6 protein-coding genes are annotated in these 16,774 nt (G+C 54.6%); all 6 read left to right on the forward strand.

The annotated features are described in order from the left end of the window. The first annotated feature begins 22 nt into the window (after positions 1 to 22). The 6 genes from ACFVSO_RS17615 to ACFVSO_RS17640 are packed head-to-tail and all read left to right on the forward strand — an operon-like array spanning position 23 to position 16,764. On the forward strand, positions 23 to 1,273 hold the full coding sequence (locus ACFVSO_RS17615; RefSeq protein WP_387475879.1) for a macrolide family glycosyltransferase: 1,251 nt from the start codon (positions 23 to 25) through the stop codon (positions 1,271 to 1,273). Further along, on the forward strand, positions 1,260 to 4,358 hold the full coding sequence (locus ACFVSO_RS17620; RefSeq protein ID WP_387475881.1) for a cyclic peptide export ABC transporter: 3,099 nt from the start codon (positions 1,260 to 1,262) through the stop codon (positions 4,356 to 4,358). Before ACFVSO_RS17615 ends, ACFVSO_RS17620 begins: the two co-directional genes overlap by 14 nt. A 38-nt stretch (positions 4,359 to 4,396) precedes the next feature. Next, positions 4,397 to 8,137 (forward strand): non-ribosomal peptide synthetase, encoded by a 3,741-nt coding sequence (locus tag ACFVSO_RS17625; protein ID WP_387475884.1) that lies wholly within the window; start codon positions 4,397 to 4,399, stop codon positions 8,135 to 8,137. Positions 8,138 to 8,152: 15 nt separating this feature from the next. Further along, complete coding sequence (gene fabD, locus ACFVSO_RS17630; protein ID WP_387475887.1) at positions 8,153 to 9,427, forward strand: ACP S-malonyltransferase; 1,275 nt, start codon at positions 8,153 to 8,155, stop codon at positions 9,425 to 9,427. A 37-nt stretch (positions 9,428 to 9,464) separates the two neighbouring features. Further along, positions 9,465 to 13,364: a type I polyketide synthase gene (locus ACFVSO_RS17635; protein ID WP_387475889.1), complete on the forward strand. Its 3,900-nt coding sequence runs from the start codon at positions 9,465 to 9,467 to the stop codon at positions 13,362 to 13,364. Further along, positions 13,357 to 16,764 carry a beta-ketoacyl synthase N-terminal-like domain-containing protein gene (locus ACFVSO_RS17640; RefSeq protein ID WP_387475892.1) on the forward strand — a complete coding sequence of 1,136 codons (3,408 nt, stop codon included), beginning with the start codon at positions 13,357 to 13,359 and terminating at the stop codon, positions 16,762 to 16,764. The genes ACFVSO_RS17635 and ACFVSO_RS17640 overlap by 8 nt, the downstream gene beginning before the upstream one ends. Positions 16,765 to 16,774 lie beyond the last annotated feature (10 nt).

Raw genomic sequence — 16,774 nt, forward strand, 5'->3', positions numbered from 1 at the left:
GAATGAGTAAAGGAGGCATCTGATGTCTAAAGTCGTGTTATTCGGCGTGGATCTGCACGGACACGTCAACCCGACGCTGGGTCTGGTCTCCAAGCTGATCGAGCGCGGGGAGGAGGTTGTGTATTACTGCAGCGACGCCTTCCGCGACAAGATCGAACGGGCAGGCGCATCTTTCCGCAGTTATCGGGGGTTGCTCGGCTTCAGCACGCATAAGGGGAGCGGGATTGATACCTTCCTTGTATTCGCCGACTTTCTGATGGACCGGAGCCGAATACTGACATCGGCGCTATACGATGAAGTCGCTCAGCTTAGTCCTGACTATGTCATCCATGACGCCTTCGGTTTATGGGGGAAGGAAATAGCTGCAAAGCTGGATATACCGGGCATCGCTTTTTTTGCCAACTTCCCGTTTATTGACGAGATGGCGGACCGCGACCCCGAGTTTTTTATGGAATATGTTCTGCGGGCGCAAGGCGACCCGCTCTATGAACGGAATAGAGGCAAGCATGATGTTTATCGGAAGCTGCTGGACCGTCTCTCCGGAATGATTGCGCGGAGGTACAACCTGCCGCCTATGAATGTGATTAATGATGTGTTTTGCAGCAAGCAGCCGCTTAATCTGTTATTCACTTCCAGGGAATTTCAAATTTATGAGGATGTCTTTGACGACACGCATCTGTTCGCAGGTTACTCGTTGTATCCGCGCTTGGAGCCCGTAGATTTTCCTTATGAGCTGCTGGACGGCAGGCCGCTGGTCTATATTGCATTCGGCACGATTCTAAGCGAATTGAATGATGCCTATGAGACGTGTTTTTCCGCGCTTGGCGACAGTCGCTATCAGGTTGTCATGTCGGTGGGCAAGACCGATCTGGCTCGGCTGCGGGGGGAGATTCCGGCTAACTTTATCGTCCGTTCTTATGTGCCCCAACTCGACATATTGAGCCGTGCAGCTGTCTTTATTACCCATGGAGGCGCCAACAGCATCTACGAATCGTTATGCAGCGGTGTACCGATGGTTGTTCTTCCGCAGGTCTTCGACGAGTATATGGGGGCGCTGATGGTCGAGCGGGCGGAAGCAGGAATCTATTTGCGCGATACGAGAGTGGATGCGGATAGCTTGAGAGAGGCGGTAGACCGGGCAGCCTCCTTGCCGGAATACAAGGAAGGCTGTACAAAAGTCCGCGATTCGTTCGAGCGGACGGGCGGCCTGGATCATGCTGTAGATGAAATAATCAAATTTGCGAAGCAGAAGGTGTACGATGATGCCTATTAGACGTTGGTTGTTGCTGGTTGCCAGTATCGTCATTCTCTTATCCGTCAGTCAGCCGGGAATAGCTTCCGCCGCAGACTTGTCCGGCAAGGAAGCGGAGATCGAGCAGTTTATTGAGAAAAGCTGGGACAAATCAAATATACCGGGCATGTCCGTCGTGATTGTCAACGGTGGACAGACGGTGTACCAGAAGGGATTCGGTCATGCGGACGTAAGCCGTGACGTGCCCGTTACGCCCGATACGCTGTTCGAGCTTGGTTCGACAAGCAAGGCTTTCACGGCGCTGGCGGTCCTGCAGCTGGAGGAAGAAGGGAAGCTAAATCTGGACGAGAATGTCTCGGCATATCTTCCTTGGCTGGAGCTGACTTACAAAGAACAGCCTGCGGCTGTTACTTTGAGACAATTTCTCCATCATACTAGCGGCGTGCCCTTCGAGACAATTGGCGATATCCCGGTTGCGGATGATGAGGGGGCGCTTGAGCAGACGGTACGAACACTAATTGGGCTTGAGCTTGATCGTCAGCCCGGCGAGCAATATGAATACGCAACGATCAACTATGACGTGCTTGGATTAATTATTCAGAATGTGTCCGGACAGACGTATGAGCAATACGTGCAGGATCGGATATTAGTCCCGATAGGCTTGACATCGACGTTCATGTTCCGGCAGGAAGCGGAGCAGCATCAATTCTCCAAAGGGTATAAAGTCAAAATGCTGCGCACGGCAGAATATGATGCGCCCATGTATCGGGGCAATACTCCGGCAGGCTATATCATTTCGAATGCGACCGATATGGCCAAATGGCTTAAAATCCAGCTCGGCGTGGAGGAGGCTGCACAGCCCTTCGCCGGACTGCTGGAGAAGTCGCATCTCCCTGACCGGTCGGTGCCGCCTGGAGGCGACGGATCATCCTATGCGGCAGGCTGGAGCGTCTACCAGGACGGATCAGGCGAAATCTCGCATGCCGGAGGCAACCCGAACTATTCCTCTTATTTTGTATTTCGTCCGGAGGATGGTGTTGGCGTAGCCGTGCTTGCGAACCTGAACTCGCCGTATTCGGGAACGATTGCCCAAGGCATTATGAATCTCATTGTCGGCAAGGAGACGCCTGATCCTGTCAGTGACCCATACAAGGGAATCGACAATATGGCGACCTTTATCCTGTTCGTTCTCATTCCGGTAGCATTGCTGGTGTTATGGAAGACTGGTACGGTCGTCGCGCAGGCGGCGCGCGGGTCACGCCGATTCCAGGGCAAGCCGGTATCGACTGTCTTGCAGTTGCTGATGTTAGCTGCTTTTATCGGTGTTATGGCTTATTGTCTGTACCGCATTCCGGACATTATGTTCTGGGGATTGAATTGGGATTTCGTTCTCGTATGGGCGCCTGACACTCTTCTGTATGCGGTGATCATGCTGCTGGCGACCGTCGTCCTATTCGGCTTGTACATGATGTTCTCAAGCATGTTCCCGAAGCCCGGCGACCGCTCTATGTTCGCCCTGGTGCTGCTTAGCATCGCCAGCGGCTTCGGCAACGCCATGATTATCTTTATCGTGAATGAGACGCTGAACCGCGGCGTTGAGGATTTCCAGGGCGGTCTGTTCCTATACTTTGGGTTCGGCATTGCCGTCTACGTTGTAGGGCAGAAGCTGGTGCGGACGAGGCTCGTGAAGATTGCCAATGATATGGTTTACGAGACGCGCATGGAGCTGCTGGAAAAAATTCTGAAAACCTCCTACCAGCGTATCGAAAACGTAGAGGACGGGAAAATTCAAGCTTCGCTCAACAATGATACCGAACGGATTAGCGGCTTCTCCAATGTGGTCATCACAGGAGCTACTGCCTTGGTCACGCTCATCTGCTGCTTTGTCTACATGGGCATTATCAGTCTGCAGGGATTGCTTATCGCTATGGTCTTTATCGTATTGGCGGCTGGACTGCACTATGTTACGGGCATTAAGGCAAACAAGATTTGGGGAGAGACGCGCGATATTCAAAATGTGTTTTTCCGCTTCATTAACGATTTGATGAATGGCTTCAAGGAGCTTAGCCTGAATGCGCGCAAACGAGCTGGCTTCCAGAGCGATATGGAGGACAGCTGCAATACATACCGGGATAAGCGCATTAAGGGCGATCTCCAATATGCCAATGTCAACGTCATCGGCGAGCTGCTGTTCACGTTTGTCATTGGTTCGGTGGTGTTCCTGTTCCCGCTGCTGTTCAGCGAGCTGAAGGAGCATACGCTTCGCAATTATGTCTTTGTTTTGCTTTACATGACAGGTCCGATCCATGGCATATTGAATACCATTCCGAACGCCATCCAGATTCGCATCAGCTGGAACCGCATCAAGCAATTATCGGCGGAGCTGGATACGATCGAAGCGGAGCATGAGAAGAAGAGATCGGAAGAACCGCTAGCTCCCGCGTTGCTGGAGCTTCGCTCCGTAGCTTTTCACTATAGCAACAAAGAAGGCGAGACGTTTTCGGTCGGGCCGATCAACTGCGACTTCCGCCCGGGCGAGATTACGTTCATTACAGGCGGCAACGGAAGCGGGAAGTCGACCTTAGCGAAGCTGATTACCGGTCTCTACATTCCGGCGGAGGGTGAAGTCCGGCTCGACGGCGAGCATGCGGATTCCCAAAGTCTCGGAGAGCAGTTCTCCGCGATATTCAGCGACTTCTATTTGTTCCAGAAGATGTACGGCATCGATTATTCGACCAAAGGGCTGGAGATTGAGCGGCATCTTCGTGAGCTTCAATTGTTTGACAAGGTACAAATCGAAAATGGTTCCTTTAATACGACCAAGCTTTCCACCGGACAGCGGAAACGGCTTGCGCTATTAATCAGCTACCTGGATGACCGTCCGTTCTGCCTGTTCGACGAATGGGCGGCCGATCAAGACCCGGAATATCGTGCTTATTTCTATCATCAATTGCTGCCTGATCTGAAAAATCGGGGCAAATGCGTCATTGCCATCACACATGATGACCGTTACTTCGACTTGGCGGACCAGACCATCAAGATGGAGATGGGACAGGTGGTTGAGGTGAAGTCCCGGCAGCTCGCAAGCAATGCGGTCTTATCCTGAACGAAAGTTTCTAGCTATAGCAGGGAGGGTGGGGAAGCATGACGGAGAAACGGCTGGATCGGGCGAATGTTGAGGATATGCTGGCGCTGACGCCAGCGCAGGAAGGGCTTTTGTTTCATTATGCAAGCGGCCGCCATCAAGAGGATTATGTCCAGCAGCTTATGGTCAGGTTCACCGGCGAATGCCGGATGGACCGGCTGCAGGCTGCCTGGGAAGAGGTAATTCGGCGTAATGAAATGCTTCGCACCGTATTTCGGTACGAGAAGCTGGAGCGACCGGTGCAAATTGTATTGAAGCAGGCGCAAACACCGATTCGGATAGTGGACTTGTCCGAGAGAGCGCAAGCGGATAGAACGCAAGGGCTTCAGGAAGAACGCGAGCGCGAACGGAGGCATGTGCCGGATCTGGAGACGGCGCCGCTGCGTGTGACGTTATGCAAGCTTGCGGACGGCGAAGGCGAAATGATTGTCACCTGGCATCATATCCTGTTCGACGGCTGGAGCAACGGCATACTGCTGAAGGAGCTCTTGCATGGCTATCGGAAGTTGTCTATGGGAGACAGCTTGATAGTGCCGTCTGGCAAAACGAGGTTTAAGGAGTTTGTGAAATGGCATCAGAGCCGCGATCGCGATGCGCAGCGGATGTATTGGCAGCGCGAGCTCGCGGATTGGACGGAGCGAACGGTCGTAGCGGAGCCGGTTTCCCATGCCGGGGAACGCGCAGGAGGGGAGCCGTGCCGGAGGAAGCTGCCGCAAGCTGAGGCGGAAGCTATGGTACAGTTTGCACAAAGTCGCGAGGTTACCCTTGCGGCGCTGCTGTACGGTGCATGGGGATTGCTGCTCTCCCGCTACAGCCGGACGGATGACGTCGTATTCGGTACGACGGTATCCGGGCGCGTGCCCCATATTCATGGAATAGAAGAGATGGTAGGGTTGTTCATCAATACGATTCCGCTTCGTGTGCAATGCGGCACGGACATGTCCGTGGATCAGTATATTCGGCTCGTCAATGAAGGGCTGAAGCGCAGGGAGGATTACGAGCACACGGGATTGGTTGATATCGGCACCTATAGCGGGCTTAACCAGAGAGAGCCTCTGTTCGACACCATTGTTGTTCTGGAGAATTATCCGCTGGACATGAAGCTTATGCAGGACGAGCTGCTTAAGATTGAGCATTACGAGATGACCGAGACGACCCACTACGGCATTACGGTCGGCATACAGACCTTCGAAGGCATAGAGCTGGAAATAGCCTATGACGGGAGTCGATATACCAAGGCTTTCATCGAACGGCTGGCCGGCCATTATTGCCAGCTCATCAAGGGGATGACGGCGGTTCCGGAACGAGCAATTGGCATGATCGATATGATCTCAGAGATCGAGCGGAATGAGATTTTGCATCATTTCAATCGAGAGATAACCACTGCATCAACTGAACCGGTTCACTCCTTGTTCGAAAAGCAAGCATGCGAGACTCCCGCCCGGATAGCGATTATAAGCAGCGGAAGAGAAGTGACATATGGGGAGCTCAATGACCGGGTTAATCGTGTTGCCGCCGAATTGAAGCGAAGAGGCGCGGTCTCTGGGGAGCGTGTAGCGATCCTTATGGAGCGTGACGAGCATCTGATCGCTGCGATGCTGGGCGTTTTGAAATCCGGCGCGGCTTATGTGCCGATAGATACTTCTTATGCGCCGGATCGTATCGCGCAAATCTTGCAGGACTGCGATGCAGGGCTGCTGCTCGCTGCACCTGATGTTGCGGAGCGGTATGGTTATCGCGAGAAGTGCTTGAATCCGATAGAGGTATCTCTTTACGAAAAAGAAAGCCAGCCGTTAGATGCAGCACATACTTCAAACGACGCGGCTTATATTCTATACACATCCGGCTCGACCGGCCGGCCGAAAGGCGTTGTGGTCGAGCATGGCAATCTGCTGGCGTATGTACGAGCCTTCCAGCATGAATTCAAGCTGACGGAAGAAGACGGCTTTCTCCAGCAAGCGTCCTGCTCCTTCGATCAATTCGTCGAAGAGATGTATCCCATCTTGCTGTCAGGTGGCAAGCTGGTCATCGCGGACAAGATGGATGTGCTGGACCCATCCAGACTGGAGAGACTTCTTCGAGATGGAGGCGTAACGGTCGTATCCTGCTCGCCGCTGCTGTTGAATGAATGGAACAGGCAGGACGGATGGGATGGGGTCCGGATCTTTATTAGCGGCGGCGACGTGCTTAAGCCGGAATATTACGCCAATCTGATCAAGCGTGCAGTCGTGTATAACACTTATGGGCCGACCGAAGCGACCGTATGCGCGACATACCATCGCTGCTCGCTTGAGACGCAGGGCTCTGTTCCGATCGGTAAGCCTATATGGAATTACAGGGTGTATGTGCAGAATGCGGCCGGCAAGCTGCAGCCGGTCGGCGTTCCAGGGGAGATCTGTATTGGCGGCGAAGGCGTGGCCAGAGGATACTTGAATCGGCCTGAGCTGACCGCCGAAAGCTTCGTGGATGATCCGTACCTTGCGGGAGGGCGCTTGTACAAGACTGGCGACGTCGGCAAGTGGCTCCCGGACGGCAGCATCCAATTTCTCGGCAGAGCGGACGAGCAAATCAAAATTCGAGGCTATCGCGTAGAGCCCGGCGATGTCGAGCATCATCTGCTGACTCATCCTTCTATTGAGGACGCCATTGTATTGACGGCAAATGACGCATATGGCCAAAAGGCTCTAGCGGCTTATATCGAGAAGGCTTGTGATGATGCGCTGTTTGCCGAGGAGCTTCGCGAATATTTGGAGGCCAGGCTGCCTGCTTATATGGTACCGTCGTACTTTTATATCATTCCGGAAGTTCCTCGGACGACCAACGGCAAGACTGACAAGAAGGCGCTGGCCGACATTGCGCAGCCGCTGGATCGCCGTTCGCGGGCTGATGTGCCGCTAAGCGAGACCGAGTTGAATATTCGCCGTGTCTGGCAAGAGGTATTGAAGCTGGAGGACGTCGGATTGCATGATCATTTCTTCGATCTTGGCGGCAATTCGATTCTGCTCATGCAGCTGCATGGCAAGCTGGAGAAGCAGTTCGGATGGGGACTTAGCATCGTTGACTTGTTCACCTACTCTACCATTTACAAGCTTGCCGATTGGATAGATAGCCGCAATGTCGCGTACGACGAATCGGTGTTTGGAGGCTGCCAGACGCTGCCGGAACGCTTCTTTGCCCGCAATCCGCAGGCGAGCGGCTTGGGCTCCGTTCGCTTTCATATTCAGGGTGAGCTCTACAGGCATGTGAGGTCTATTGCTGGAGAGCACAGTCTTCACGCGGGTGATGTGATGGTGTCTGTATTCGCTTATCTATTTGCTGTCAGAAGCGGCAGGAGCGCTGCTGTCCTGCAAGTCCTGCTGGAAGGGGCGGAGCAAGTATCACCTTGGCAAGTGCGGCTGGATGCCATCTCGGGCTTCCCGGATTTGTTCGCGGCTATCGGCAAGCTGAGAGCGTCTGACGATTCGGTCCGCTATCCATTCAGCAGGGCGGGAGAAATTAAGGCTGCCAAGGGTGAAGCGGAAATCCTGCCGCTAATCGGCTATGGAGAGCTCCAAACGGATGCGGCACTGCTGGATACGTACGAGCTTATTATTGCCTTGGAAGAGGCAGAAGCTGCAAACCAACTGACTGTTCATATGAAATTTAATGATAGACGCTTAAGGAAAGAAGCTGTTCATGAATTGGCTAGCCAAAGCGTGGATGTACTCCGTCAATTGACGGAAAGCCGCATTCTATCATAGAGGGAGGATTGTAGGATGAGGAAGCTAGCATTGGTTTTTCCGGGACAGGGCTCCCAATTTGTCGGCATGGGAAAATCGCTGTTCGACCGTTATCCGTCCGCCAGAGCGGCCATGGAGGAAGGCAGCGATGTGCTGGGATTCGATTTGCGCAAGCTGATGCACGAAGGCCATCCCGAGGAGCTTACTCGTACGGAAAATGCGCAGCCTGCGCTGCTTGCGGCAAGCGTTGCGGCATTCCGAGTCTATATGGAAGAAATCGGCGTTACACCTCTCTATACGGCTGGGCATAGTTTGGGAGAGTTCTCTGCGCTGACATGCGCAGGTGCGATAGCCTATGCCGATGCGCTTCGCCTTGTGAGGCGGAGAGGCCAGCTCATGCAAGAGGCGGCTGCTGAGGGTATGGGTACGATGTGCGCGATTATCGGCTTAAGCGCAGCGGCAGTAGAAGCCGCATGCTTGGATGCGAAGGAGGGCAAGGACGAGAGAGCAGCGATCTCCAATTTCAATTCACCGGAGCAAATCGTCATATCCGGACACCGTTCAGCGGTCGAACGGGCTGCGAATCGATTGGAGCAGGAGGGCGGGAGAATCGCTTATTTGAACGTAAGCGCGCCGTTCCATAGTGCGCTCATGAAGCCAGCCGCCGTCCAATTCGAAGAGGAGCTGCGTGCCTATCGCTTTAACCGCTTCAAGTGGCCGGTCATCTCTAATATGACAGCCAGGCCCTATGAGTCCACTGAAGAGATTGCCGGTCATCTGTCGGCTCAACTGACAGCGCCGGTGAGATGGGCGGAATCCATGCAGTATTTGTCCCGGATGGGCATCTCGGCTGCAGTGGAGCTTGGCGCAAAAAATGTGCTGACAAGGCTCATGAAGCCTAATGTGCCGACGATTTCGTGCTATACGATCGATAACGATAGCGATATCGGTACCGTACTGGAGCAGCTGACAGCTGAGATTGCGCTGCAACTGCGTACGAACGCCAGACATAATGTGGTGACTCTGTGCGTGGCTGCGGCTGTATGCACTCGCAATCGCAATGACAGATTATCCGAATATGAGCAAGGCTTTATGGAACCGTACCTGCGCCTGCAGCGTCTTCAGGAGCAGCTGGATGAAGAGGGAGAAGGCGCCATGCCTTCTCCGCAGCAATCAGAGGAGGCCTTGACGCTGCTAAGAGGCATGCTGGAGACGAAGCAGGTACCGGATGCTGAGCGGCGGGAGAGGTTTCAAGCGATTCTGGAGAAGTCGGGAACGGAGACGCTGTATGCCCAATATGCATTCGTCTAATGCATAGAAAAGCCACAATATGCGGAGGTGAAGGGAAATGGATTTTGGTTCGATCAAGCTAAACGATACCCCTTTGCAATCATCCGGCGATGTCACCTTTGAGGATGTGTCGCAATCGGACATTGCGATCATCGGTATTGCGCTGAAGCTCCCTATGGCGGATACGGCGGGACAGTTCGCGGCCAATCTTCGAGCGGGACTTGACTGTGTCCGGCCAATCCCCGCCTCGCGCCGCAAGGATACGGACCGCTACTTCCGCTGGATTGGCAAAGCGGAGAACGAGGTGCCTTACGGCGAAGCGGCTTTTTTGGACGAGGTGGACAAATTCGACTACCGGTTCTTCAAGCTGTCGCCCAAGGAAGCCAGCTTGCTTGATCCTAACCAGCGACTGTTTCTTCAGACGGCCTGGAGTGCGATTGAGGATGCGGGCTACAGTGGCGAAAAGCTGAAGGAAAGCCGTACCGGCGTCTATGTGGGCTATGGCTCCGATTCGGATTACAAAAAAATAATTCAAGATGTCGAGCCGGAAAATATGTCGCTCGCGATGACCGGCAACGTGCGATCCATTATCGCCAGCCGCTTGTCTTATTTGCTTGATTTAAGAGGGCCGAGCCTTCTGGTCGATACGACTTGCTCATCGTCGCTGGTCGCGGTGCATCTGGCATGTCAGGCCATCCGCAACGGAGAATGCGATATGGTCATTGCCGGAGGCATTCAGCTTCATCTCATTCCGGTGCGGGAGGCGGAGGTCGGCATTGAATCGACGACCTCGCGCGCAAGAACATTCGATGACAGCTCCGACGGGACAGGGACGGGCGAAGGGGTTGTAGCGATTGTATTGAAATCGCTGGAGAAGGCGAAGGAGGATCGGGATGCGATCTATGCCGTCATCAAATCCAGCGCCATGAATCAGGATGGCAGCTCGGTAGGCATTACAGCGCCTAATGTTCAAGCGCAAGAGGCTGTTATCGTAGAGGCATGGAAGAAGGCGGGCATTGATCCCGCGACAATTGCTTATATCGAGACGCACGGCACCGGGACGAAGCTAGGCGATCCTATCGAGATCGAAGCGATTCAGCGGGCGTTCCGGAGATATACCGACAAGCGGCAATTTTGCGCCGTTGCATCACTCAAGAGCAATGTCGGACATCTCGACAATACAGCAGGAATTGCAGGGCTCGTCAAGGCGGCGCTGTCGCTTCACGACAAGCGGATCTATCCCTCGCTTCATTTTGAGAGGCCGAACAGCGAGATTGACTTTGCGCAATCGCCTGTATATGTTAATGACCGCTTGATCGCTTGGGAGCGTGAAGACGCGCCGCGAAGATGCGGGGTCAGCTCCTTCGGCATGAGCGGCACCAACTGCCATGTCGTATTGGAGGAGGCGCCGGACACTAGCATGCCTTCATTCACACCGCCCGCTAGCCGTCCGCTATGCTTGCTCGTCTGGTCTGCCCAGACGGAGACTGCTTTGAACGGGCTTGTTAACAGCTTTCTGGACTGCTTTGACCGCAATCGGCAGATGGACGTGGAGGATGTCGCTTATACGATGAGTGTTGGAAGATCGCATTACAAGCACCGCATAGCCATACTTGCTTCCAGCCTGGAAGAAGGAGCTGGACTTCTGCGCGGAGTGGAATGGAACCAGCTGTATGAACAAGGCGAACCGGCTACAAATATGCTTTCGTCAGCAGCTGGGAGTGGTAAGCCAGGAGCGGAGATAGAGAGAAGCGTAAACGCCGGATCAGTGGAGGAACTGCTGCAGCGGTATCGTTCCTCGGCTGGGCAGCCTGACGAGAGCCTGCTTCGGGAGCTGGGTGCGGCATATGTCGGCGGAGCCTCCATTCCATGGGAGTCGCTGTATGCCGGGAAAAAGCGAAGGCGTGTCCATCTGCCGGCCTATGCCTTTGACCGGGAGCGCTGCTGGCTCGATATTCCGGAACCGGAGCCGAAGGAGCAAGCGGCAGATCCGGGCAAGCGGCAGCTGTTCCATCACCGTGTATGGGTGGAGGCTGCGATCTCGGCAGTCCATGAGACCTTCTTGCCGCGAACGATTTTGATGTTCAAGGATGAGGGCGATACCGGCAAGCGAATCGCTGATCTTGGGAGAGCAGCCGGATGCCGCGTCATTGAAGTCGGAATAGGGGAGCGCTATGAAGAGATAAATGGCACATCCTACCTCATCCGTGATGATGATGCTGACTATGCCCGGCTATTCCAGGATCTGAGGGAAGAGCGGATTGACCGGATTCTGTATCTTCGTTCGTTTGGAGAGTGCCCGGAGGCAGGGACGCTGACAGAGCTGGATAACCAGTTGAGTCGGAGCGTATACGGTTTGTTCTTCCTCATGAAGGGACTCGCTCGTGAAACGCTAGTTGGTCCTGTTGAAGTCATAGCGGTCACGCTGCAAGCCAATGCCGTTTATCGCGAAGAGGAGGGTCTTGTTTTTCCCCCATCCCAGGCGATGATCGGACTTGGGAAGGCAGCCGTCTGGGAAAACCGGCAAGTACGGCTGAGGTGCATCGATCTGGATACAGCATCGGATGCAGTCAAGGTGATATGGAATGAAACGATCCTCCGAAGGAACGACAGCTATACGGCAGCTTATCGGAATGGCGTGCGGTATACGGACCGCATTCATCCGTTAGAACTGAATGAGCAGCCGACATCCGGCATTGAGCTATCGAAGGATGGCATTTATATGATCACCGGGGGCTTAGGTGGTATCGCTCTTCAGATCGCTAGGCAGCTCGCTGCCGAAGGAGCAGGACGGCTCGGACTGATCGGGCGCAGCGTCTTGCCACCACGCGAGGAATGGGATGCGATTTTGCAGGAGAGAGCGAATGCCAAGCTTGCGGCATGCATTGAGACCATCCGGGAGATTGAGCTGGCGGGCTCGCAAGTGATTACAATCGAAGCCGATGTCGCAGATCATGATCAGTTGGCGACAGCAATAGAGAGCATGCGGGGACAATATGGCCGTATTGCAGGTGTCGTCCATGCGGCAGGAATTTCGGCAGGGAATCTGATCGGCAAGCTCACATTGGATGAATTCAAGCAGGTTACCGCTGCGAAAATTCAAGGTACTTGGCTGCTGGACCGGCTGACAAGGCAGGATGCTCCCGATTTCTTCGTTCTCTTCTCCTCCGCCATTACGCTGGTAGGCGGTGTCGGCTCCGGGCCTTATACGGCGGGCAATGCCTACTTGGATGCCTATGCGGCTTATCGAAGCCCATACGGCAGAACGATGGTTCTGAACTGGCCAACTTGGGATGGAACCGGGATGGCCGCAGGCGCCGAGACGGACGAGAACAAGGAGATGTTCCGTCTGCTTGCCCCGCATGAAGGAGTAGAGGTATTCGGACAGTTGCTCTCCCGAGTGTGCAGGCAAGTCTATGTAGGAGAATGGAATGAACAATCCGACATATTCGCATTAGGCGACTTGCTTCCGTTCCGCCGCATGGAGACTAGCCGCCCAGCCGTCGGAACCACCCAGCCTGTACCGCTAAGAAGGGCAGCTGCCAGCGCCGTTCCCATCCGCTTGAAGGGCAAGTCGGCGGGCGGCTATAGCGAGATTGAGCATCATGTTGCCGGGGCTTGGAAGCAAGTGCTTGGCTATGACGAGCTGGATGTCCACTCCAACTTCTTCGAGATCGGCGGGGATTCCATTCTGATTACGAAGATTCATGCGTTGATCGAGGAGAAATATCCGAATCGGACCACCATCGCGGATATGTTCTCTTATCCTACCATTGCCCGAATCTCTGATTATTTGGGCGGTATGGCGGCAAGAGAAGGCGGATTGGATAATGAGGCGAGCGGCGAAGAGCAATTTGACCGGGAAATGATGCATTTGTTTGAACAGATTGAACGAGGCGAGCTGTCCATCGATGACGCGGTAAGCATGTATCATTCGCTGGAGGTGGCCAATGGATAACGTCATACGCGCAATATTCGAAAGTGTCGGGGCGGGTAAGCTAGAGGCCTCAACCGGTCTGGAGCTGCTCAAATCCGTGAAGAAACATCGTCCGAAGCCCTCTAAGGACATTGCGGTCATCGGACTGGCGCTGAAGATGCCCGGCGCGGACAACCTGGAGCAATACTGGAACCATATTGTGGCAGGGAGAGACTTGATTCAGCCGTATCCGGCGGCCAGACAGTCCGATTCGGAAGGCTTCATCCGAACGTTCACTCATTTAAGAAGGGACGACATCCGATATAGCTACGGCGGCTATCTGAATCGAATTGATGGTTTTGACTACAGTTTCTTCAATCTGTCTCCTAAGGAAGCGTCGCTAATGGACCCCAATCAGCGATTGTTCCTGCAGACGGCCTGGGAAGCAATCGAGGATGCGGGCTATGGGGGCAAGCGGATTACGGGCAGCCATACCGGCATCTATATCGGATTCGCAGACTGGCCTGTCTACGGACAATATGTATCCAAAAACTTTCCATCTCAGATCGGTACTGCTAGCGCGGGCAATACCCCCTCCATTATGGCTGGAAGGATCGCACATATGCTGGATTTGAAGGGCCCGGCACTGCTGGTGGATACCGCGTGCTCGTCATCACTTGTTGCGGTTCATCTGGCCTGCACGGCGCTTCGCAACGAGGAATGCGAGATGGCGATCGCCGGGGGCGTGAAGGTTTGCTTGCTGCCGGTAGAGGGCCTGTACGAGATCGGCATTGAATCGTCTGCAAGACGGACAAGCGCCTTCGACGATGACTCGGACGGTACCATATGGGGCGAAGGAACCGTCGCCTTCCTGCTGAAGCCGCTTGCCAATGCTCTACAAGACGGTGATCCCATCCATGCCGTCATTAAGGGAAGTGCGATGAATCAGGATGGCGCATCGGCAGGTCTTACGGCACCGAATGCGGCAGCGCAGGAGAAGCTGCTCATTCAGGCTTGGCGGGATGCGGATATTGATCCCGAGACAATCGCGTACATTGAAGCGCATGGAACGGGAACAAGACTGGGCGACCCTATCGAAGCCGACGGCATCCGCCGCGCCTTCCGAACCGTCACTGGCAAAAGCCAATTTTGCGCTATCGGCTCCGTGAAGACGAATGTCGGCCATCTGGACGCGGCGGCCGGGGTTGCAGGGTTGGCCAAGGCGATAGCGGCCTTGAAGTATAAGACGCTGCCGCCGACACTTCACTTCGCAAAGCCGAACCGGAATATTCCGTTCCACCAATCACCGCTTTATGTGAACGATCGGGCGCAGGAGTGGGAGCCGGAGGATTATCCGAGACGCTGCGGCGTCAGCTCCTTCGGCTTCAGCGGCACGAATTGCCATATCGTGCTGGAGGAGGCGCCGGCTGCGTCAGCGGAAGGCAGCACTGGGCATCAGAACGGCTTGCCCCATCTGCTGGTGCTATCGGCGAAGAACAAGATTGCGCTGGAGCAATTGACTGCCTCATATGCTTCGTCGCTGCAATGGCAGCATCTAAGTCTTGGCGATGTATGCTACACGGCTGCAACAGGCAGAGGACATTATAACAGCCGGCTGGCGATTATTGCGAAGGAACTGCCCGAGCTGCGGGACAAGCTTGCCAGGTTAGCCGATTACGGCTTGGCAAGCGATGAGCGGAGCGGTGTTTATTATGGTGAGCACAGACTTGCGAGCGGACTCCGCGAAGTGCGGTCTGCAGGCGAGTTGACGGCTGAGGGTCTGCAGCGCTTGTCTGGCGAAGCCGAGGAATTCGTCATTCAGTTGATTGAACATCAATCGCCTGGCATCGAAGAGCTGAAGCGGCTGGGCGAATATTATTGCCATGGCGCTGACGTGGACTGGAGCCGGGTATACCGCGGCGATATTCAGATGAAGGCCAGGCTGCCTACCTATCCTTTCCAGGAGGCAAGGTGCTGGGTCGAACCGCTTGCGCAGGCAGCAGTTGAAGATGCGCTGGCGATCTCGCAGGAGAAGCCACTGGCCGAGCCGATGCAGAAGCAACCGGCTGCCGCAAGGCTGTCGGGAAAACCCGAAAGCGAATATACAGAGCTGGAGCTCAAGCTGGCGCAAGCCTGGAGCAGTCTGCTTGGGGTCGAAGAGATGGATGTCGACGATACGTTCTTCGCGCTTGGCGGCAACTCCATCCTGGCCATTCAGCTTGAAGTGGAGCTGGAGAAGGCAGGAATTCCGCTTCAATCGGATGATCTTTACCGTTACCCGACGATTCGGCAGGCCGCCCAGTGGCTGGAGCAGGGAACCGCACAGCCATTAAGCATTGGCGCACAACCACAGGACGAAGCCATGTCGGCGGTAGCCAGCGCTGCGGAGCAAGCGAGCACTGACTTGTGGACGACTTCCGGGGAGCGCGTCATCCTGCCGCATATGGAGCCGTTCAATGAGCTGTATTATCGAAACTGCTTCTACAATTCGTTGTTTCCGGCTGTCCGGCATTTCGGCAGGAGCATCATGCCGTTCCTGTTGAATGATCTGATCGTATTCAGCCGCCCGGGGAGCAGCAGACGACCTTTTGGGATCGATTATGTATCCGTCCTGCCTCTTGATGAGCTGTTCATCTTGCAAGGTCTGCACGTGGTCATGCAACATGACCACCAGCACATCCTCTCCGAGACGATAGAGAGCCTTCGGGCCGGGAAGCCGGTTATTGTCTGGGTGGACAGCTATTACGAGCCGATTCGCAAGGATACGTACGGGAAGCGGCATGTCGATCATACGCTGCTCATATTTGGCTTCGATGATGAGCTGCGTCAGTTCCATATCATCGAGCATGATCGGCAAGAAAATCTGTCGTATGCAGCTCGTACAATTGAATACGAGGATTTGGTCCGTTCTTCCCTGGGTTTTGCCGAGAACTTCAGAGACGGGCTCAATCGGCCTAGCCATTACATGCTGGGCCGGGTTCAGCCAGCTGGCTCAACGGACTTCGTTGACGCCGAGTCCGAGAATTTTTTTGCAAGGAGTCAGCTTGAAGGGCGCGAGCGGCTGGAGGATAGCCAGCGCGTATTGGCAGAGATGGCCGAATGGGCAGGGGGCATCGTATCGACTGAGGAGTCATTTCATAGAGAAGCGGAAAGCCTGGTCGAACTGTTGAATGAAGTTATGAACGCAAAGCAGGTAGAGCGATACCGGCTCACTCAGACCTTCGGCGAGAGTGATGAGCTGTCTCAGGCTTTCACTAGCATCGTGAGCAGTTGGGAGACGGTGCGCAAGAGCGCTGCCCGGTATATGTACATGCGCAAGTATGAGGTTGCAGCCGCACAGGCTATTGCGGACAAGCTGACCAACCTTGCCCGCAGTGAACGGGACTTCCAGTTACGTTTGTTCGCTAGGCTTAGTAGGGTGCTCGATAAAGTCAACTTTTAGGAGGAACAGA

The sequence above is a fragment of the Paenibacillus sp. NPDC057967 genome (assembly GCF_042887015.1).
Classification (GTDB): Bacteria; Bacillota; Bacilli; order Paenibacillales; family Paenibacillaceae; genus Pristimantibacillus.